General features: G+C 66.5%; 12 protein-coding genes. 6 read left to right on the top strand and 6 right to left on the bottom strand.

Features of this window, described 5'->3' with window-relative positions; genetic code table 11:
• The first annotated feature begins 266 nt into the window (after positions 1-266).
• The gene (locus ACFFIA_RS16105) at positions 267-962 is read left to right on the top strand and encodes a GntR family transcriptional regulator (protein ID WP_377251675.1); all 696 of its coding nucleotides are present in this window, start codon (positions 267-269) and stop codon (positions 960-962) included.
• A 514-nt stretch (positions 963-1476) separates the two neighbouring features.
• Here the strand turns inward: ACFFIA_RS16105 and ACFFIA_RS16100 are convergent.
• From ACFFIA_RS16100 to ACFFIA_RS16090, 3 genes are all read right to left on the bottom strand, one after another.
• Entirely contained in the window at positions 1477-2196 is a 720-nt protein-coding gene (locus tag ACFFIA_RS16100) for a DUF8817 family protein (RefSeq protein ID WP_377251673.1), read from the bottom strand.
• A 371-nt stretch (positions 2197-2567) separates the two neighbouring features.
• The gene (locus ACFFIA_RS16095) at positions 2568-3029 is read right to left on the bottom strand and encodes a PPOX class F420-dependent oxidoreductase (protein WP_377251671.1); all 462 of its coding nucleotides are present in this window, start codon (positions 3027-3029) and stop codon (positions 2568-2570) included.
• A 33-nt stretch (positions 3030-3062) separates the two neighbouring features.
• Positions 3063-3878: a nucleotidyltransferase domain-containing protein gene (locus tag ACFFIA_RS16090; protein ID WP_377251669.1), complete on the bottom strand. Its 816-nt coding sequence runs from the start codon at positions 3876-3878 to the stop codon at positions 3063-3065.
• A 900-nt stretch (positions 3879-4778) separates the two neighbouring features.
• On the opposite strand from ACFFIA_RS16090, the gene ACFFIA_RS16085 reads away from it, so the two are divergent.
• Entirely contained in the window at positions 4779-7013 is a 2235-nt protein-coding gene (locus ACFFIA_RS16085) for an AfsR/SARP family transcriptional regulator (protein WP_377251667.1), read from the top strand.
• Here the strand turns inward: ACFFIA_RS16085 and ACFFIA_RS16080 are convergent, their stop codons facing one another.
• Positions 7014-9182 (bottom strand): S8 family peptidase, encoded by a 2169-nt coding sequence (locus tag ACFFIA_RS16080; RefSeq protein ID WP_377251665.1) that lies wholly within the window; start codon positions 9180-9182, stop codon positions 7014-7016.
• Between the two features lie 98 nt (positions 9183-9280).
• Entirely contained in the window at positions 9281-10069 is a 789-nt protein-coding gene (locus ACFFIA_RS16075; protein WP_377251663.1) for a hypothetical protein, read from the bottom strand.
• Between the two features lie 469 nt (positions 10070-10538).
• Between ACFFIA_RS16075 and ectB the strand changes: the two genes are divergently transcribed.
• From ectB to ACFFIA_RS16050, 4 genes are read left to right on the top strand one after another with little or no spacing between them, the layout of a single operon-like run.
• Positions 10539-11897 carry a diaminobutyrate--2-oxoglutarate transaminase gene (ectB, locus tag ACFFIA_RS16070; protein ID WP_446686972.1) on the top strand — a complete coding sequence of 453 codons (1359 nt, stop codon included), beginning with the start codon at positions 10539-10541 and terminating at the stop codon, positions 11895-11897.
• Complete coding sequence (locus ACFFIA_RS16065; protein ID WP_446686971.1) at positions 11894-17803, top strand: Pls/PosA family non-ribosomal peptide synthetase; 5910 nt, start codon at positions 11894-11896, stop codon at positions 17801-17803. Before ectB ends, ACFFIA_RS16065 begins: the two co-directional genes overlap by 4 nt.
• The gene (locus tag ACFFIA_RS16055) at positions 17803-18165 is read left to right on the top strand and encodes a UCP033725 family protein (protein WP_377251659.1); all 363 of its coding nucleotides are present in this window, start codon (positions 17803-17805) and stop codon (positions 18163-18165) included. Before ACFFIA_RS16065 ends, ACFFIA_RS16055 begins: the two co-directional genes overlap by 1 nt.
• Before the next feature lie 50 nt (positions 18166-18215).
• Positions 18216-18701, top strand: a complete 486-nt coding sequence (locus ACFFIA_RS16050; protein WP_377251657.1) for a hypothetical protein — start codon at positions 18216-18218, stop codon at positions 18699-18701.
• A gap of 620 nt (positions 18702-19321) precedes the next feature.
• Here the strand turns inward: ACFFIA_RS16050 and ACFFIA_RS16045 are convergent.
• Positions 19322-19669, bottom strand: a 348-nt coding sequence (locus tag ACFFIA_RS16045; RefSeq protein WP_377251655.1) for a histidine phosphatase family protein, incomplete at its 5' end; no start/stop codon positions are given.

The raw sequence follows: 19669 nt of genomic DNA, 5'->3' as shown, positions 1-19669 counted from the left end.
GGGTCGCGGGATGCGGGCCGGCCCGCCGCCAGAGGCCATGGCACGACCGCGCACGGGTGTGTCCACCCCGTGGCCGAGTGCCATCGACTTCATGAACGACTCCGTTCAGGCGTGTAACTGGCGTGTAACATGCCACACGCTACAGGTGACCCCTGCACCTGCCAAGCCCTCCGTTGGTCACCCCACTCGGCGGCCCTGCCATCGATAACAGGTGCTACTTTTCGTCTCCGGCATGTCGGTGCGGTTGAGTGGGAGAACCGAAGACGATGAAGCCTCTGCATCATCACCGGAGTCTCCGGTCCGATGTGCTCGCCGCGCTGCGCAACGCGATCATCACCGGCGAGCTGGCGCCCGGGAGCCTCCACTCGGTCAACAACCTCGCCACCCAGCTCGGCGTCTCCCGCACCCCCGTGCGGGAGGCCCTGCTCGGCCTCGCCGCCCAGAACATGGTCCGTTTCGAGCGCAATCGCGGCATCCGCATCCTGCAGACCACCGCGCATGACATCGAGGAGATCATGTCGCTGCGGCTGCTGCTGGAGGTGCCCGCGACGTACCGCGCCGTCGGCCACCTCACCGACGCCGACCTCACCAGGCTGCGGCTGCTTTTCACCTCGATGCAGAAGGCCGCCGAGGCAGGTGACGAGCAAACCATGGTTGCCCGCGACCGCGAGTTCCACAAGTTCCTGATAGCGGGCTCCGGAAACCAGCGCCTGGCGTCCTTTGTGGACTCGCTACGCGACCTCGTGCAAAGCCGGGGCACCACCACCGCGGGCCACTCCCGCACACTCACCGACATCGTCGCCGAGCACCTGCCAATCCTGGAGATGGCCGAGAAGCGCGACGCCGCAGGCGCAGCCCGGATGATGCAGGAGCACCTCACGCACACCACCACACTCCTGCTCACTCAGGAGAGCCCTGGCCTCGCCTCCCTCGACCACTGGCCCGCCTGGGCCTTCGAGTGATCGGCCGCTTCGCGCTCAGGCGGCAGATTCGGTGAGCTGTTAGGCACGGTCGTCGCGACCGGAACTGTCGCCGTTGGAAATCTGGTGGCGGCGCGAATCGGCTTGAGCGGCCGTTGTAGGCAATGACTACGGAACGCTGATTTCGCTAACCATCCACTTGCGACTGACTAGTTGCGCGTCCGCCCGCCAGGCGGCTACCGTCACTACATGTTTGCCTGCCTCAAGCGGGCTGACTGGGGCTTCGAGGACACGCCCCCTCGGACACGAACCGAACCCCAACGGTGCATGGCAAGATCGATATCTGCCCGCACCGTTTGTGTTTCTGGTAGGTAGGTCAGGCGTAGCCCGAGGCTTCGGTAGACCTCCAGCTGGGATGCATCCTGCCATGGAGATAGCCCTGCACCTCGACGGCCTTTGCGCAGCTCACAGCAGCCCGGCGCTCGCCCACAACGCGCACTACGCTACCGACAGCACACTCTTCTAGCCGAGATGAGGGAGGCGTTCGTATGGTGAGTCACCGCAGTGCTGCTGCGAGTTCGGCGGCGTTGTCGAACGCGGGTGCCGCCCTTTCGGATTCGTCTTCCGTGAGCGTGACGGACTGGGCGCGGGCCAGCATCTCGGCCGCAGTCTTTGGATCGTCCAGCACCATCGCGAGTTCGGCGCGGTAGACCAGGACCTCTACCTGCTCGACCGGGTCGTCGTCGGCTTGCGGACGAGCCAACGCGCTGTCGAGGATCCGAACGGCCTGTCCGACGCTTCCCCTGGAATCGGCCTGCACGACAGCATTCGCCAGGGCCTTGGCCAGCCGCCCGGCAGGCGTGGTGGCCGGCATGGGCGCGGTGGCGGCGTCTCGAAAGACGCGGATCCAGTTGCCGCCCGGGTCGATGACGCTGAACCCGCCCAACCCGTCGGCGTTCTTCCGCGCCCTAGGCCGGGTCATCCGCGGCGTTCCGGACACCAGTACCTTGCCGTACGCGGCGCGCATGCCGGCTGCGAATGCCCGGTGTAGTCCCTCGATGTCCGCAGTGAGTACGAGGCAGGAGCCATAGGACTGCTCAGGGTCAAATCCGGAGATCTCGAAGAACTGCAGATGCAGGTCTTCCCGCTGCACCCCCAAACACGCGTAGGGCTTGCGCTGCTTGTACGTGGTGCGGAAACCGAGAACTCCGTAGAAGGTTTCGATGTCGTCAATGGATGCGCACGGCAACAGGGGAACGGTCACCTCGTTGGTCATGCCTCCTTCCTAAGCGTCGCAGGGTGTCCGTCGCACATGGAAATAGCCGATCATCGCCTTCGGTCATCCGATCGGCTGATGCCCCAGAACACAACACCGAGTTGAGTGTCGGCGGCGCCTTCCTGCCTGCCATACGGCTCGCCAAGATCAGGCGCCCGGATCTGCCGCCGATAGCGCGGGCGGCGTACGGGCGGTTGGCGAACGCTCCGGGACTATTTGCGTGGCCTGGCATGCGTAGTGCATGGCGCGACGCTGCTCGACCGAGGACGGCATCGTGCTCACCGAGGTGAAGGTGGGGGCGGTTCGGTTGGGGTCGGCAGTCGCTGTCTGCAAGCCTGGACTGGTGGTGCCGTGCCTGGTTCAGAAAGGTGTCACGCGAGGCGAGGAGGGAACCCGCCGGTCGCGATCGGACCCCAGCGCGTGGGGGTGATGCGCAGCAGGGATTTACCCTGGTCGAGCATGGCCTGGCGGTACTCGCTCCAGTCGGGATGTTCACCGGCGATGTTGCGGTAGTACTCCACGAACTCGTCGAGTCCTTCGGCGGCGTCAAGTACCTCACAGACTCCGTCGATCTGCGTCCACGGGCCGTTCCACTCGTCGGTGAGCACGACGACGCTCACCTTCGGACGTGAGCGTGCGTTGCGCGCTTTGGCGCGCTCCGGATATGTCGATACCACGATCCGGCCCGAGTCATCCACGCCCCCGGTCACTGGTGACGCTTGCGGCGAGCCGTCCACTCTCTGGGTGATCAGAATCATCCGGTGCCTGGGGCGGACGAACTCGAGGAGCCGGTCCAGGTCGACGGCTGTGTTCGTGGCGATGGTGCGCGCCATTCTTGTTCTCTCCTTGGTGTTTGACAAGCCGCGTCAATGCGGAGGATAGGCGACAGCGACGCGCACCTCAGCGAGCAGACCATGCGCATGCGAAATCGTCTGGGTGATCTGCGGTGGGGATTGCCCGATGTCACCGAGCAGCCTTTGGGCACGTTCGGCGAAGCCCGACGGTGCGATCGACAGTCCTGCCGCCGATGCCACCATGCCTTTCTCGTTGATCAGCCATTGATGGGCTCGACCGTGCAGCGCGTGACAGGCCACGCCCACGGCGCGGAACAGACACCCAGCCGCGTACGTTGGGTCAGTGCCGTCCGCCCCGTAGGTGGCCAGCCGCAGCGCGAAGTCCGCCTCCCACAACCCGTCCACGAGCGCGTCCCCCAGCGCCGCCGGATAATGCCGGGTCTGTGCCTGTAGTTCGGCGAGCTCTCCGCTGGGATCGGCGAGTACTCGGCACAGCGCCACCTCCCCGGCGTAGGCATGCGAGTAGAAGCCCAGCGGATGGCCAACCTGGAACCCGACCTCGTATCGGCCGGCCCGGCAGTCATCCCACACCCGGTGCACCCGGTCCAAATCACGGTAGATCCAGTCCACCCGCCAACCCTGGACCGTCAGCCAGCCGCCGCCGTTGACCCATGGTCCCCAACCGCCCGGCGCCGTCACCTCGACCGGCTCATCGGCCTCCCGGCCCGCCAACTCCCGCAACCCCACCACGTCGAACTCGCCGCGGTAGTACAAGCCCAGGTCGAAATCCGAGTCGGGGCGGTGGCTACCGCGGGCGCGGCTGCCACCAAGCACCACCGCCACCACCCCGCCAACCGCCACCAGCCGCTCGCTGAGCTCCACCAACATCCTGTCATCCACAACCTCTGATTTGACCACGCCACGTCCGCCGGCCGCTCCCCGCCTCCAACCGGCCAACGACGGCAGGTGACACGCTGTTTACAACGGGACCCAGAACCGAATCGCCAGCCACCTAGACGCCTGCGGCGCGATCGCGGACGGACTTCACATGCCGCGCTAGAGGGACGCAGGATTCATCGGGTCGCCCGATCGATACATGCAAACCGCAATCTGCCAGTTTACGTGAGACGAACACTTGACTTGATCACCTCGAAACGAGAGCCGGACCGCAGGGTTCAACCCGACGCCTGGATTTGGCGACGACGCCGAGAATTGTGACTGCTGACCCGCGTCGCCGACGCCAGCCGATCGAACTACACCTCGTTCCGGTTCGCGGCTCGGTTGGCGGACTACGAAAGAGTGACGACCTCCGCTCGGACGGCCGGTCGCCAAGCCGATACGGCGTCCCGGCTCGGCGCGACCGACGAACCGCCCAGCCGACCTGCGGATACTCCAACCTGCACGAGGAAACGACCCGAGCAGGGTAGATTCCAGACCTAGTCGAAACAAGACGAATACCATCGGTACGCCCAGAATCGCTGGGCATCATCCACAACACCTGCACATGGGTCACATCGCGGCCAATTCCGCCCTCTGGGTATTGGCGCACCCGGCGGTCTCGAAAGGGCGCACAGCCTCACGCCACCGGATTGCATAACAACACTTCCATGCAGTTACGGAAACGATACCCCTGGTTAGGACCCGGATTCGGAATGACTGCGATGGTCCCTGATCGGGACACGACCGCCTCGACCACGGTCGGCTCCATGCCTCCCTTCGGGCTTCTCCGGAAACACCAAATCGGCGATCGCCGCACCACTCGCCAGCGCGCGACCGGAAGGTGACGGCATGCTCGCCGCCAAGGTCGCCGCTCCCCTTCCCGAAGGGCATTGGCCTTGCCAGATCGACGTTGGAACGTTGAATTCGGGCCGCACAATTAGGACTTACGAGGGGGACCTCATCGAGTCTCGGCTGGCTGCCGATCTCGAAAACCGCGGGCAGCGAGTCATCTGGCTCCGGCCCGAGGAGCACGAACTGAAACAAGCGTCCCTGGCGAGAATGCTCGCTTCCGTCGACCACCCGCCCATTTCCGGGCTGTCAGGCAAGAGCACGGTGGTCATTCAGTTGGCCGTCGGCGCAACGCCCGGGCCAACAAGCGGACTGGCTGCCGGCTGCGAGATCGTGCTGGCATCGATCCTGGACGGAACCGGACCCGACGAGGGGGCGCTTGCCCGCCTGCCGACGGACCGTTCCGCCGCCGGTGCGGCTGCCGAACAGCTGGGTTCGTCGCTCCCGGCCAAGGCGCTGGATCGGCTCGTGGCCGTCGCCAGTGGGCGAGCGGCCCTGATCGACTCCGTGCTGCGGGTTTCGCGTGGCCCATCTGCGCGCTCTGCGATGCTGGCCATCGAGCGGGCCCACGACGTTCAAAGTCTGATCGCTGCGACCACCGCCGGCCTGCTGGAAAACGCGGACCCCGTCCGGCTGGACGCGCTGGCACTCGCCGCGCGGCTGGGCTACGCGCACGACCGCCTGAGCGCTCTTCGACCGGCCGTGGACGCGGCGGAGCGAGAGCCATGGTGGCAGCCACTGGCAGGCGGCTGGCAGCGGCTCCATTACCTGTGGGGCAAGGCGCTCCTTTTCCTGCCGGCGGCGATGACGGCGTCCCGTCGAGACCGACTGATTCGCCTCGTTGGCGAGCTCGAGGCGGAGGGTGCGCACGCGGAAGCCATCGAGTTGTGCGTGCGGACGGGTGCCTGGGACACGGCGGCGGAGGTGCTGATTGACTGTCTCGACATCGTGCTGGCCGAGCGTACCGACGCGGTGCGACGTTGGCTCGCTCGATTTCCACCGACGATTCTCGCCCGCCATCCGGCACTCTCGCGGCTGCGTACCGAGTTGGCGCTTGAGCCGCCGCGTGGCTCCCAACTGCAGCAGGACGCATGGGTCGCGTTGCACGAATCGTGCGTCGCACTCACCGAGATGCGTCTCGACACGGCGCGGGCCCACGCGCGCCGCGCCGGCCAACTCAGCCGCCAGGCCGGTGAGGCAGCGGTCCGCGGATACGCCAAGCAACTCGTCCGGCTGACCCGCGAGGTTGGGCGTATCAAGGCGCCGCACAAGGGGATGGACCAGTTCCTCCGCGCGGTGGAGTTCGCGGCGAGGCTCGATTCGGCCGCGTACCGGAACATGCCGGCCGGCTCGATTCAGGTTCCAGCGCGGATCTCCAATGGCGACAGCGGGGAAGAGCCGCCCGCGCCTCGACGCGCTGAACCGGACCGACCCGCAAGACATCCCGCTGTTCCTGACGTCAGGCACAGCGACGCAAGTGATCTCGTCGCGTACCTGCTTGGCGACTTCCGCCTCATCCTCGATGGCCAAAAAGTCACCAGCTGGTCCGGCGTACTCGGGAAGTCGCTGCTCAAGTACCTGATGATTCAGCAACCGAAGCCCGTGACCCGCGGCGAGCTCCTCGCCGCCTTCTGGCCAGGTGTCCCACTCGCGTCCGCCAAGAACCGACTGCACGTCGCCTTGTACAGCCTGCGCACCGACCTGCGCCAGGTCTGCTCGAAACCCGTTGTCGTCCACAATCGCGACACGTACACCATCAACCCGGAGCTGACCGTGTGGCTTGACGTGGAGGAGTTCACCAGGCTGAAGGCGGCGGGCACCATGCTGGCCCGAACCGGGAGACGCGATGACGCGATCCACGCACTGCAAGCAGCCTGTTCGCTATACAAAGGCGACCTCATCGAGGACACCCGGTTTGCGGAGTGGGTCGTCCCGGAACGGGACCGACTCGCCACCACATACCTCGACCTGCTCGCGCAGCTGGCCCGCCTGCATTTCGATGGTGGTAGGTACCCGGCCTGTGTGGACACCTGTCGCCGCCTACTTGCCCGGGACCCGTGCTGGGAACAGGCGCACCGGCTTGTCATGCGGTCTTACCTACGGCTCGACAAGCCACATCGGGCGGTGGCACAGTTCGAACTCTGTAAACGACAGTTGCAGGCCAGTTTCGGGATGACGCCCGATCCGAAGACGATTGCGTTATACGAGTCGATACGCGCCCACCGAGTGGTGTGATCAGCCGCGGCGGGCGACCACTGTCGCTGGAACGCACGGCGGGGGTCGCCCGCTGACGCCCGACAGAACCGGGACGGCGTAGTATCGACCACCGTTGTGGTCGGCCGTGACCAGCCCGTCCGGGCCGCTGACGACGATCTCGCACAGGTAGTCGCCTGGGCCGAGCGTGGTGAGGTCGGCGCGGTGGCTTGTCGCCGCGGCGCCACCGGCCAACGTCGCCAAGGTCTTGCCGATGGCTAGGCGGGTACGCACAGTGTGGCAGTGGACGGTCGAGTCGGCGGGGATGTCGGTGCCGAAGACGAGGGCACTGCCATCGACGTAAACGCCCCGTACCGCGGGGAAGCGCGCCGCTCGCGCGGCCGCTATCGCGGCTGCGAGGTCGAGCCGGCCCGCGCCCCAGTTGTCGTCGGGCGCGTCGGGGCTCGCGCCACCTTGTCGTGCCGTTATCTGGAGCAGTTGCTTGACCTGCTCGCCGGTGAGATCGGGCCGCACGGACAGCACCAGCGCGGCCGCGCCGGCGACGTGGGAAGCGGCCATGCTGGTACCCGACAGCGCCGTGTGCTGGGGATCAGGGCCGAAGGGCACGGCGCTGTTGCTACAGCGGGCCGAGACGATCACCTCCCCGGGTGCGGACAGGTCCGGCTTGCGGGCGCCCAACCGGGTTGGGCCGCTGCTGCTGAAGGACGACAGCCGGCCCAGGCCGGACGCGTCGGTCAGGATCCGTGGCCGGGTCACGTGCGACCCGACGGTGATGACCCGCCGTGCCGTGCCGGGAATGGTGATCGTTCGGGAAGGGTCCCAGGAACCGCCTGTGAAGCGACTGTGTTCCCGCCCGCCGTCGCCCTCCGGTGCGCGCTCGATCCAGGCGTCATAGCGGCCATCGCAGACCTGATCAGCACCGAGGCGGATTTGCCACGTGCCGGTCTCGATCTCCTCCGCCATCCCGGCGGTGACGATTAGGGTGACCGAGGTGTCCCCGGTGCCTGCGGAGTCCGGCACGCTGTCGATCGTCACGTCGTTGCCGGCGACGGTGGTGAACGTGTGCCGCTGTCCCGGGGCCACAGCCCTTGAGACCAAACCGCTCGGCGCCTGCACCGCGACCGTGATGCGATCATCGCCGCCGAACCAGATCTCCACGATGTCGTCCTGTCGATTGCCGCACGGCACCAGCAGATCGAGGGTCACGCTCTGCCCGGCACCGATGCGCCCGCCGGCGTGGACCGACCAGTCCCGCTCGTTCCCCGCGGACTTCACGATGACCACTCCAGGTCTGCTGGCCAGCTCGTCAAGCCTCTGCTCAAGCAGCGTCTCGCCCGCGTGCCCACCACCGTTCGTGCCCTGGCTGATGTTGACGACCACCGGTCGCGGCGCCGCCTGATTGACGGCGTACTCGACCGCATCGGCCAGCCGAGCCGAAGTGCCGAGCGTCACGCCCGGTGTGCCCTCGAGGGCGACCACGATCAGGTCCGCCTCCGGCGCGATCCCCGAGTACATTCCCATGCCGCCACGCTCGTTGCCCGCGGCGATCCCAGCCACATGCGTGCCGTGTCCCACCTCGTCATCGCTATGCGGCACAACTGCGAAGGGATCGGCCGCGCCCAACGCGCGATCGAGATCCGCCTTTGTGTAGTCGATCCCGTAGGGAACCCACGCGTCGCCCCAAACGCGCGCGCCCTGATCCCACAGGTACAGGATTCGCGACGAGCCGTCGTCGTGGCGAAAGTTCGGATGCGTGTAGTCGATGCCGGAGTCGACGACAGCGACGACGACGCCGCCGCCACGAACAGGGGTTGGGTTGTCATGCAGAGCGCCAGCGCGCACGTCATCGCGCGAGATGTTGAGTTCGGGGAACAGCGGTCGGGAAGCCTCCACCCGATCGACGGACTCATGTCTGGCGAGCGTCTCCAGCTGGTTTACCGCCACCCGGCCGGTATACACCCCGACTTTGTCCACGGTGTCGGATGTAATCATGTCAGCGGGGCTGAGCGTCCTCACCCAACTCAGGTCGGTGCTCCGGATCAGAACGTCGACGACTCCCCAGTCCTTGCCAGGCCGCCATCCCAGGCGGCTAGCCAGAGCCGGCACAGCGGCCGCGGCGCCGCCCGACGGCACCGGCCGGCCCGCGACCGATCCGAGCAGATGCCGAAGTCGCGGATCGAGCGTGCCCATCTGACGCTTCCTCCTTCAGTTGTGGCGGCAGCATGTCCTCTCGCCCCTTGGCCGAGTGACGCGACAATTCGGCCGTACATATGAAGGACAGGCCCATGTCAGCTGTAGACCAGCACCCGCACCGGTGTTTCCTCGAGGAAGCCTGGGACGATGCCCGGCTGACCGAGGAACGGCGGCTGCAGGTCCGGCTGGAACCAGCGAGTGGCGAAGCCGGCGAACGGCGGCAGCCCGGGGCCCGGGCCGAGCATGTCGACCGTCACATGGATCTCCAGCATCCGCGGCTCTCCCCGCGAGGGCGGAGGGATCGGCACGACGGGGAGCACCTCCATGTTGATGAAGCCACCGCCGAACATGTTCGTGATCGGACCCAGGACGGGACCGCTGGCAACCGAGTCGAGGTCGAGGGTCCGGCCCCGGACCACGTACTGGAACGGGGACATGATCTGTGCGGCGGACGGCCCGCCCAACAGCGGAACCGGGTTGCGCCACAGCACCGCCAGGAGCAGAGCAGGCTCGCCGGCTCTGATGATGCGGTGGGGAATGAACGGACCGTTCGGCGCGATCGGCTCGAACGGTCCCATGACCATCAGGTCGAACCACAGGTACGGCACCGGCAGCGTCGTGCTCTGCCCCGCCATCTCGGTGTCAGGAGTGCGGGTCGCCCGTTCCGTAAGCTGCTCGTACTTTGCCTCGTATTGCCGGGTGTAGCTGGTCAGCTTCGTCGTGATGCGGTCGATGAGCATCTGCACCCGTGGATCTTCTTGTAGATCCCTGCGTGCCTGCTCCTCCGTGGCTGTTCCGGAAGCCGAGCGCTCGTCGTGTTCCATCCGCGAGGCTGCGACCTGTTCGGTCGCCTGCTCGCCTGCGGTGGCGTCGTTGGCCATCATCTTGCCTCCTTGCGCGATCGCCACGGGTCGGATGCCTGCTCACCATGCTGGCAACGACCACTTAGTCGGCAGCATGACGGCGATTAGCGAACGCGCCGGGACGTCTCTCCCGCGCATAGTTCGCGCTGTGGATCCCGCTTACCCCTGTCGGAGATCCGACTGGGCGGCGCGAGATCCCATTACATGTCGTGCGCCGAGGACGAATCACCCGGGTTCGGACGCCGGCACCGCCGGTGCGGCTACCCTGGACGGCAATTGATCTCTCATAACGATTCTGTGACAATTTCGTGACGATTCCGTAAGGATTCCGTGAGTCGGATCCCGCAGGATTCCAGCTGAGGCAATCGGTCCTCGTGCAGCACAACGCCTAGGCAACCCCCCGTCGCGACGGCGAGGCGACGGAATTCGATCACCAAGCCTTTACGTAGCGGAAGGAATTTTTCTGTGGGGGTCAGGAAGGAGGTCTGGGATGGTCCGCTGCCCGCAGGAGGGCTCCATGACCAGGCGTGCCGTGCCCGGCCCCGTCGGCGAGCGCCCGAACGAACCTTCGATCTTCGAACGCCGCGAGTCGGTGGTACGCAGCTATTGCCGCCGCCTCGACTGCGTCCTTGACACCGCCGAGGGCAGCCTGGTCCGGGACATCACCGGCCGGGAGTACCTCGACTTCGTCGCCGGTGCGGGGTCGCTGAACTACGGACACAACGACCCGGACATGCGAGCCGCGTTGATCGCCCACCTCGAGCACGGCGGGATCTCACACAGCCTCGACATGTTCAGCTCGGCCAAAGGTGCTTTCCTCACGACCTTCGAGTCGCTGGTACTGCTGCCGCGCGGGATGGACCATCGGGTGCAATTCACCGGTCCAACCGGCGCCAACGCGGTCGAGGCCGCACTCAAACTCGCCCGCAAGGTAACCGGCCGTACCAATGTGATCGCCTTCACCAACGGCTTCCACGGAATGTCGCAGGGCGCGCTGGCAGTGACCGGGAACCGGCATCACCGTGGCAGCCCACAGAACCCCCTGTACGGGGTGACCCGGATGCCGTACGACGGGTACCTGGGCGACAGTGTCGACACGGCCGATCTCCTGGACCGTATGCTGCATGACCCCTCCAGCGGGCTCGACGCACCGGCGGCGATCCTGCTGGAGACCGTGCAGGGTGAGGGTGGGCTCAACGTCGCCTCGTCGGCGTGGCTACGCCGGATCGCGGAGCTTGCGCGGACCAGTGGGGCCCTGCTGGTTGTCGACGATGTCCAGGCGGGCTGCGGTCGTACCGGCACCTTCTTCAGCTTCGAGCCCTTCGACATCGTTCCCGACCTGGTCGTGCTGGCCAAGTCGATCTCCGGTTACGGCCTCCCGATGGCGCTGCTGCTGATCCGGCCCGAGTACGACGTCTGGCTCCCAGGCGAACACAATGGGACCTTCCGCGGCAACGTTCACGCATTCGTTACGGCCAGGGTCGCCCTCGAGAAGTTCTGGTCGACCGTTGATTTTTCCGCCGACGTGGCACGCCGGAGCCAGATGCTCGCCCGTCAACTGGCCGGGGTGGGCGACCTCGTGCCCGGCGCGTCCGTCAAGGGGCGCGGAATGATGTGCGGCATCGACGTCGGGTCCGGCCGGCGCGCGGAAACGGTCGTCCGCCGCTGCTTCGCGGAAGGACTGATGCTGGAGACCGCGGGTTCGTACGACCAGGTCGTCAAACTGCTCCCGCCGCTGACGACACCCGACAAGGTCCTGCACGAGGGTCTGGACATCCTGCTGTCGGTCATCCGAGCGGCGGCGTCGGGACACGAGTGGCGCAGCTCTTCCGGTCCGGTGACCGCGTGAGCCAACAACTTCGGGTGCCCTCGGAAGACACTCGCACGGCGCCCGCGACACGGATCGCGGGACCCGCCGCCGCGCTGGTGCTGACCGCCGACGGTGTTGACAACGGTATCCGTTGGCGACCGGGCGAGCGGCTGCACCACCTGTTCGAGCGGCGCTGCGACGAGTTCAAAACCAAGGGCGATCCCGATCACCTGGCCGTCGACGACGGCGAGCTACGGATGACGTACGCGCAACTCGATGCCCAGGCCAACCAGCTCGCCCGTCACCTGTTGGCCCAAGGTGTTTCTCCTGGGGACCGGGTCGGTTTGTTCGTCGACAAGTCCGCCTTCGCGTACCTCGTCATGCTCGCCGCCTCCAAGATCCATGCGGCGTACGTGCCGTTGGACGCCGCCTTCCCGGCGGATCGGATCTCCTTTATCGTCGCCGACGCCGGTGTCCGGACGATCCTCACGATCTCGGCGTTGGCCAGCCGTCTGGATCGGGTGGACGCCACGGTGATCCGAGTGGACACGGTGGTCCGAGTCGACGAGCGGGTGGATATCGATCTCCCCGAGGCGCGCCGGATCGGCCCGGACGAGTTGGCACCGGCCAACGACGACCTGGCGTACATCATCTACACGTCGGGCACCACTGGCCAGCCCAAGGGCGTCGCGATCAATCAGGTGAACATCTGCAACTTCGTCCAGGTCGCGGCCGAGACGTACGGCCTGCGCGCGGACGATCGCGTCTACCAGGGGATGACGATCGCCTTCGACTTCTCAGTCGAGGAGATCTGGGTACCACTGGTCTGCGGCGCGACCCTGGTGCCGAGCACCTCGTCCGGACCACTCGTCGGCCGCGATCTCGCCGCCTTCCTCGCCCGGCACCGGGTCACGGCTCTCTGCTGCGTGCCGACACTGCTGGCCACGATCGAGGAGGACGTGCCCGAGCTCCGGTTCATCCTCGTCTCCGGCGAGGCCTGTCCGCCGCACCTGGTCAGCCGCTGGCACCGACCGGGCCGGACACTGCTCAACGTGTACGGGCCCACCGAGACGTCGGTCACTGCCACCTACGCGCGGCTGGCTCCCGACCAGCCACTGACGATCGGCGTCCCCCTCCCGACGTACTCGGTGGTGATCCTCGATGATGATCAGCGGGCACTGCCGCGGGGCGAGACCGGCGAGATCGGCATCGCCGGAATCTGCCTCTCCCCGGGATACGTCAACCGGGATGATCTCACCACACGCACCTTCGTCCCCGATAACGTCGGGATCCTGAACAACCCGTCCAGAAGGATTTACCGGACCGGTGACCTCGGCCGGGTCAACCACGACGGGAATATCGAGTATCTGGGCCGGATCGACAGCCAGGTGAAGATCCGCGGATACCGGATCGAGCTGACCGAGATCGAGTCGGTGCTGCTTCGGCTGCCGAGGGTCGCCCAGGCGGCGGTCACCTCATACGAGCCGAATCCCGGCCTTGTGGAACTCGCGGCGTTCTACACGCGGCGTGCCGGTGCGCCGCCGCTGGACCACGGACACGCGCTCATGGAGCTACGGGCCAAACTACCCAGCTACATGGTGCCGGCGTACCTCGAGGAGCTGCCGGATCTGCCCAGACTGCCCAGCGACAAGGTGGACCGCAAGAGGCTGCCCGCGCCGTCCCGGCCACGGTTACAGCCGACGAGGTCGGCCGTCGTCGCCCCCGCGGGGGCAGCGGAAGCGGCGCTCGCGGACCTGCTCGCCGAGCTGCTGCGGGTGAGACAGGTGTCGGTCGAGGACGACTTCTTCGCCGATCTCGGGGCCGATTCTCTGATCATGGCGCGCTACTGCACGCGCGTGCGGGAACGGTTCCGCACCGACGTGTCCATCAAGGACATGTACCTCAACCCCTCCGTCCGCGCCCTCGCCGTGGTGGTCACCGGGGTGCTCGACGCGGACGCGCCGGCGGCACCGGTCGAACCACCGCCGCTGCCCCTGCGGGTGCCCAGCGGCCTGCGGTACTACGGCTGCGCGGCCGCCCAAGCGCTCTTCGGCCTGGCGTTCATGTTGCTTATCTCCATCGTCATGGTCACCGGATACGGCTGGATCAGCACCGGTGCCGGTCTGTACGACCGAGCGCTTCGCTCGCTGACCTTCGGCGTCCTCGTCTTTCTCGCGGCGACCCTGCTACCGGTGGCCATGAAGTGGCTGCTGATCGGCAAATGGCGGGCCCGAACATTCCCCATCTGGGGGCTCACCTACCTCCGGTTCTGGATCGTCAAGCGAGTCGTTCGGACCAGCCCTCTGGTGCTTTTCCGCGGATCGCCGCTGTACTCCCTCTACCTGCGGACCCTCGGGGCGAAGGTCGGGCCGTGTGTCGTAGTACTGTCGCGATCCGTTCCGGTCTGCACCGACCTGATCACGCTCGGAGCCGGCACGGTGATCCGCAAGGACGTGCACTTCCTCGGCTACCGGGCCGAAGCTGGGTGGATCACCACTGGCCCGATCACCCTCGGCCAGAACGTCCAGATTGGCGATGGCAGCGTCCTCGAGATCGACACGGTGATGGGCGACAACGCCCAACTCTGCCACGCCTCCTCACTGCAGGCTGGAAAGGTCGTACCAGTCGGGGCCACCTTCCACGGGTCACCGGCGATACCGTCCCGGACCGGCAATTTCCTGGCCCCCTGGAAGGCCTGCTCGCGGTCACGTCGGGCGTACTACAGCATCGGCCAACTGCTCGGTCGGGTGCTGGTCGACACCCAGACGATCGTGGTCTTGGTCGTGCTGGCCACGGCCATCGACATCAGTACTGTCGCGGGTTCGCTGCTGATGTTCTTCGGCGCGATCCCGGTCGGCCTGCTGCTGGCCGTGGTCGTACCCCGGCTGGCGAACCTGTTCCTCGTCGCAGACCGGGCCTATCCGTTGTACGGGTGGCACTGGACGTGCTTCCAAATAGTCACCCGGTTCAGCAACGTCCGCATCTTCAACATCCTCTTCGGCGACAGTTCCTACATCCTCGGCTACCTCCGCGCGATCGGCTGGCGCTTCAATCGGGTACGGCAGACCGGTTCGAACTTCGGGGTTGAGCAGAAGCACGACAGTCCGTTCCTGTGTGACATTAGCGGTGGGGTTCTCGTCTCCGACGGGCTGTCCATGGTCAACGCCCGGTTCGGCAGTTCGTCGTTTGCGCTGTCGCGGGTGACGATCGGCTCGGAGAGCTTCCTTGGCAACGACATCGTCTTCCCGGCCGGCGCGAGGGTCGGCGAGAACTGCCTGCTCGCGACCAAGGTGATGATTCCGATCGATGGACCGGTCCGGGAAGGTGTCGGGCTGCTGGGATCGCCGCCGTTCGAGATCCCTCGAAGCGTACGCCGAGACGCCCGCTTCGACGAGTTCAAGACCGGGAAGGAGTTCCGACGCCGATTGTCGAGGAAGAACCGCTCGAACCTCGCCACCATGGGGCTCTTTCTGCTCTCCCGCTGGCTGCTTTTCTACCTCCCGGTCCTGATCGTGGTACGCGTCGAAGGGCTGCTTGACCCGGCCTGGTCGAACCCCTTCGTGCTGGCCGCCGGTTTGGCGCTGGCACTGGCGCAGACCGTCGTCCACGTCGTCCTGCTGAACTGGATCGTCCTCGGCTTCCGCCGGCTCCGGCCGCTGTATTGCTCGATCTACGACCGCCGGTTCTGGCGGCACGAACGCTACTGGAAGCTCGGCGATGCCCAGTTCCTTGCACTTTTCAACGGAACCCCGTTCAAACCATTGATCCTGCGGCTGCTCGGGGTACGGATCGGCCGCCGGGTATACGACGACGGCTGCGGCATACCGGAGAGGACCCTGGTCGAAATCGGCGACTACTGCACGCTGAACGAGGGATCGACTCTGCAATCCCACTCGCTGGAGGATGGGACGTTCAAGTCGGACCGGATCCGCCTCGGCAACGGCTGCACCGTCGGCACCGGTACGCTCGTACACTACGCCGTCGACTTGGCCGACGCAGTGGACGTCACGCCCGGCTCCTTCGTCATGAAGGGCAGTAGCGCACCCGCCGGCACGACCTGGCGGGGCAACCCGGCGCGACAAGTACGCACCGCCCCTGACCGCGTCCGCCCCGGCCCGACCGGCCCGGAATACGGCCTGGCACGCACCGTCAACGCGGCCGCCCAGGCGCCCACCTCGGGGTGGTTGCCGGCGGTGCCCGTCCCAGGCGCCGCACCCGACCCCACAGCGGCCGCCCCGCCGCCAAACGCGCGGGACGCGGCGGCCGGCACTCAGGGCGGCTCGGCGCTACCGCGCCGAGCCAGCGGTTCCGCATCTCCTCGGCCGGAGCCTTCGGACATCTCAGCCTGGGCCACGCCCGTCGACCCACCTGCTGCCTACTTCACGCCGGCCAACGACATCGAAGAGCGCCTGCTGGCCGCGACCGGTGAAGGTGGCACCGATGCGCTGGCGACCTCGGTCGCTGAAGTCGCTTTTGGTGACCGGGTCGAGAGTAGGCCCACGGAGCGCACACCGGTCGAGGAGACCACCCCCTGGTCGAGGTATGCCCACGTTGGCGAGGATCTGGGCCGCCCGACCATGATGCAAAAGACGATCGCGCCCGATCAGGTCGACGACTACCTGGAACGGGGCTATGACCGGGTCTGCGGATTCGTGCATCGAGCAAACGAGGTGGCCCACCTGACAACGCCGGCCAAGCTGCACACGGCACTGGGCCTCGGCTATGCGGGCTCGCCGTTCCAGCGAGACGCCGAGACAGCCTACGTGCTGCGCTGGCCCGCCCACCGTCCCAGCCTTTACCGAATCCCCTACGGCGGGCAAAACGACGTGGCCATGTGGGCTATGGAGGGCTGGGTAATCGAACGAGCGCCATTCCGGGGCAACGGGTTCGCGCCAGGCGACAGCAATGACGTCATCGCCGAGTTCAAGGTGGACAGTGCCCGGCTGCCACACGGTTCCCAACTATGGCGGATCAGTTCCAACGGCACCGAAGCACTGATCGCGATCCTCGACAGCGACATCCCCATCTGGCGGAAAGTGGCCGCGGCCGGTGAAGGCTCCACCGTCCTGCGCGCCACGGTGCTGCTTCCGGTCTTGCCCGCGTCCCCCGCGCGCGGAAGGTCCGGTGACGAGGGTCTTGCGTGGCGTACGGAGACACTCGACGCCGAGACGTACGTCGCCGTCTTCACCTCGCGCCAGCGTCACGAGAACCGCACAGCTGAGCCGATGGAGACCATCGATGTCAAGTTTGCTCGGCTGATCCGCGATTGGCCTAACGAGAGCTTGTCGCTTGCCGTCCACTCGGGCACTGCGACCGGTGAAGGTGGCACCGATGCGCTGGCGACCTCGGTCGCTGAAGTCGCTTTTGGTGACCGGGTCGAGAGTAGGCCCACGGAGCGCACACCGGTCGAGGAAACCACCCCCTGGTCGAGGTATGCCCACGTTGGCGAGGATCTGGGCCGCCCGACCATGATGCAAAAGACGATCGCGCCCGATCAGGTCGACGACTACCTGGAACGGGGCTATGACCGGGTCTGCGGATTCGTGCATCGAGCAAACGAGGTGGCCCACCTGACGACGCCGGCCAAGCTGCACACGGCACTGGGCCTCGGCTATGCGGGCTCGCCGTTCCAGCGAGACGCCGAGACAGCCTACGTGCTGCGCTGGCCGGCCCACCGTCCCAGCCTTTACCGAATCCCCTACGGCGGGCAAAACGACGTGGCCATGTGGGCTATGGAGGGCTGGGTAATCGAACGAGCGCCATTCCGGGGCAACGGGTTCGCGCCAGGCGACAGCAATGACGTCATCGCCGAGTTCAAGGTGGACAGTGCCCGGCTGCCACACGGTTCCCAACTATGGCGGATCAGTTCCGACGGCACCGAAACGCTGATCGCGGTCCTCGACAGCGACATCCCCATCTGGCGAAAAGTGGAGGTGAGGGGCTAATGCGTGATGGTTACGTCGCCCGGTGGCGTGGTCGCGAGTACGAGGCCAGCCCTGACGGGGACAAGGTGCGTCTCTACCAGCCGGGGGCCGGTGACGGCTTCGAAGAGGTGGGGCAGGGACGGCTCGTCCTGGTGCTGCCCGTCGCGGAGGTCGAAGACCTGGCGTACGTGCGCACAACCTGCTCCTGGAAGGGCGAGCCGTTCATCGTGCTGGCCGAGCACGACACTTGGTTGCGGGTCGAATACACCGGTGGCCAGTGGCCGGTCGCCGAATCGATGGGGTTGGAGGCGCTCGACTTCGGTGTCTACCAGGGTTGGGCTCCGGCCAACGAGGTCACCGGCCTACGCGAGGAGCGCGCCTGACACGTCGGCAGTCGGCCAGGGCAAGCGGGCCGGTCACCTCGGCGACGTTGATGGACGTCAACCGCGGCTGCTCAGATGTCGGCACCGATCGCCTTTCGGCCGCGGCCGGGACACGCTCCTGCGACGGCCCGGTCAACGGCAATCCGCTCTTGGATCGACTCGACCCCCGCGACGGGCGACGCCTCCTCACCCTGCCGGGCGAACTGGTCTGGGCGACCACGTGGATGACAGAGGCGAACGAGATAGTCTCGCCACGGCTCGGCCTTCCGCTACCCCCGGTCATCGACTGGCCGGACCCCGACGAGGAACCGGACGGCGGCGCGCATCGTAAAGGCGTGCACTGGAAGACGGTGTCCCTCACTGCACACCCGTTCGTCTGGCTCGACGATGAGACGACTGATGCCGACCAGCGATGGGTCGCCGTACACCACCCACGGCCGGCGTTGCTGCAGCGCGTCGACCCGCTCGTGGGACTGACCAACGCCGCCTTCGCGGCAGTACGTCAATGGCTCGTACAGCACGACGAAATCGCTTGATCAGCTGAGCACCCATGCCGCGATCCGCTCGTCACGGAAAGTGACGAGCGGCTACCCACTCCCCCCGGCGTCAGATCACGACATGGAGAGCATGCGTTCGCACCCGGGCTTCGCTGGGGCCGTGCTCGCCGATCGGTGAACTCTCGCTCCGGGCGCCCATACGACGGCAATCGCAGATAACAGGACCGCCAGCGACATTACGATTCGTCGGCGATGGCACCGGCGGCCCTGCCACCCCTCGTGTCAGCGATCGCGCAGCAACGTTTGCCCAGCTAGAGTTGCACTAGCGAGATCGTGCCGGCGAGCCGTAGCCCTGGTTGGGTATCGGTTTGTGTCGATCCCGACACCCACCCAAACCCAACACTCCAGGTCAGGTCGCGTTTCGAGCTGTGGATCTCCGAGGCGACTCGAACCCCAACGCCCTGTCAGAGTTGAAAAACCCACGACGCGGGGGACGGCACCACCTGACGACGAACAAGGGTGGCGTTTCTGCCCTCAAGTCGCCCGCCCTATCCAGTGGACAAGCGGAGCCGCGGACGTCCTCATCTGCCGCGTAACGCTCGCTACACTCGTTGCCGCAGTCCTTGTCGGCGTCTACTCGTAGCCGTCGGGCCGTACCGCTACGCCAGGTGCCCGGTGTCGTTAAAGCTGACCAGGTTCGGTGGTCGATCGGAGTCCCACTGCACGATGGTGATCGCGCAGTTGCCCTGGTTGAGCCCGATCCAACGCCAGAGCGGGGCATCAAGCACGTGGCGGACGAACCAGCCAATCACGAAGTTGTGCGTGATCAACAGCTCGTGCCGGTCGCTATCGCCGGTGACACCGAGGTGCTCGACGGCGGCTCGCAGGGCCACGGCGTCCTCGTCGCGCTCATCGTCGGGCACGCCGTCGAGCCAGGCAAGCCATCGGCCCGGGTACCGGTCGCGTTGTCCGCTGGAGGGCACCGGCGTGCGGTCCGCCAGGAAGTC

Source organism: Phytohabitans kaempferiae, assembly GCF_042433955.1.
GTDB classification, from domain to species: Bacteria; Actinomycetota; Actinomycetes; order Mycobacteriales; family Micromonosporaceae; genus Phytohabitans; species Phytohabitans kaempferiae.
The sequence above is the reverse complement of the archived record's forward strand: the minus strand, read 5'-3'. Positions and strand labels throughout refer to the sequence as shown.

What these genes read in the sequence shown, in the direction of transcription:
- ACFFIA_RS16105 (WP_377251675.1), top strand. Translation starts at nt 267, where the DNA reads ATGAAGCCTCTGCATCATCACCGGAGTCTCCGGTCCGATGTGCTCGCC.
- ACFFIA_RS16100 (WP_377251673.1), bottom strand. Translation starts at nt 2,196, where the DNA reads ATGACCAACGAGGTGACCGTTCCCCTGTTGCCGTGCGCATCCATTGAC.
- ACFFIA_RS16095 (WP_377251671.1), bottom strand. Translation starts at nt 3,029, where the DNA reads ATGGCGCGCACCATCGCCACGAACACAGCCGTCGACCTGGACCGGCTC.
- ACFFIA_RS16090 (WP_377251669.1), bottom strand. Translation starts at nt 3,878, where the DNA reads ATGTTGGTGGAGCTCAGCGAGCGGCTGGTGGCGGTTGGCGGGGTGGTG.
- ACFFIA_RS16085 (WP_377251667.1), top strand. Translation starts at nt 4,779, where the DNA reads ATGCTCGCCGCCAAGGTCGCCGCTCCCCTTCCCGAAGGGCATTGGCCT.
- ACFFIA_RS16080 (WP_377251665.1), bottom strand. Translation starts at nt 9,182, where the DNA reads ATGGGCACGCTCGATCCGCGACTTCGGCATCTGCTCGGATCGGTCGCG.
- ACFFIA_RS16075 (WP_377251663.1), bottom strand. Translation starts at nt 10,069, where the DNA reads ATGATGGCCAACGACGCCACCGCAGGCGAGCAGGCGACCGAACAGGTC.
- ectB (WP_446686972.1), top strand. Translation starts at nt 10,539, where the DNA reads ATGGTCCGCTGCCCGCAGGAGGGCTCCATGACCAGGCGTGCCGTGCCC.
- ACFFIA_RS16055 (WP_377251659.1), top strand. Translation starts at nt 17,803, where the DNA reads ATGCGTGATGGTTACGTCGCCCGGTGGCGTGGTCGCGAGTACGAGGCC.
- ACFFIA_RS16050 (WP_377251657.1), top strand. Translation starts at nt 18,216, where the DNA reads ATGGACGTCAACCGCGGCTGCTCAGATGTCGGCACCGATCGCCTTTCG.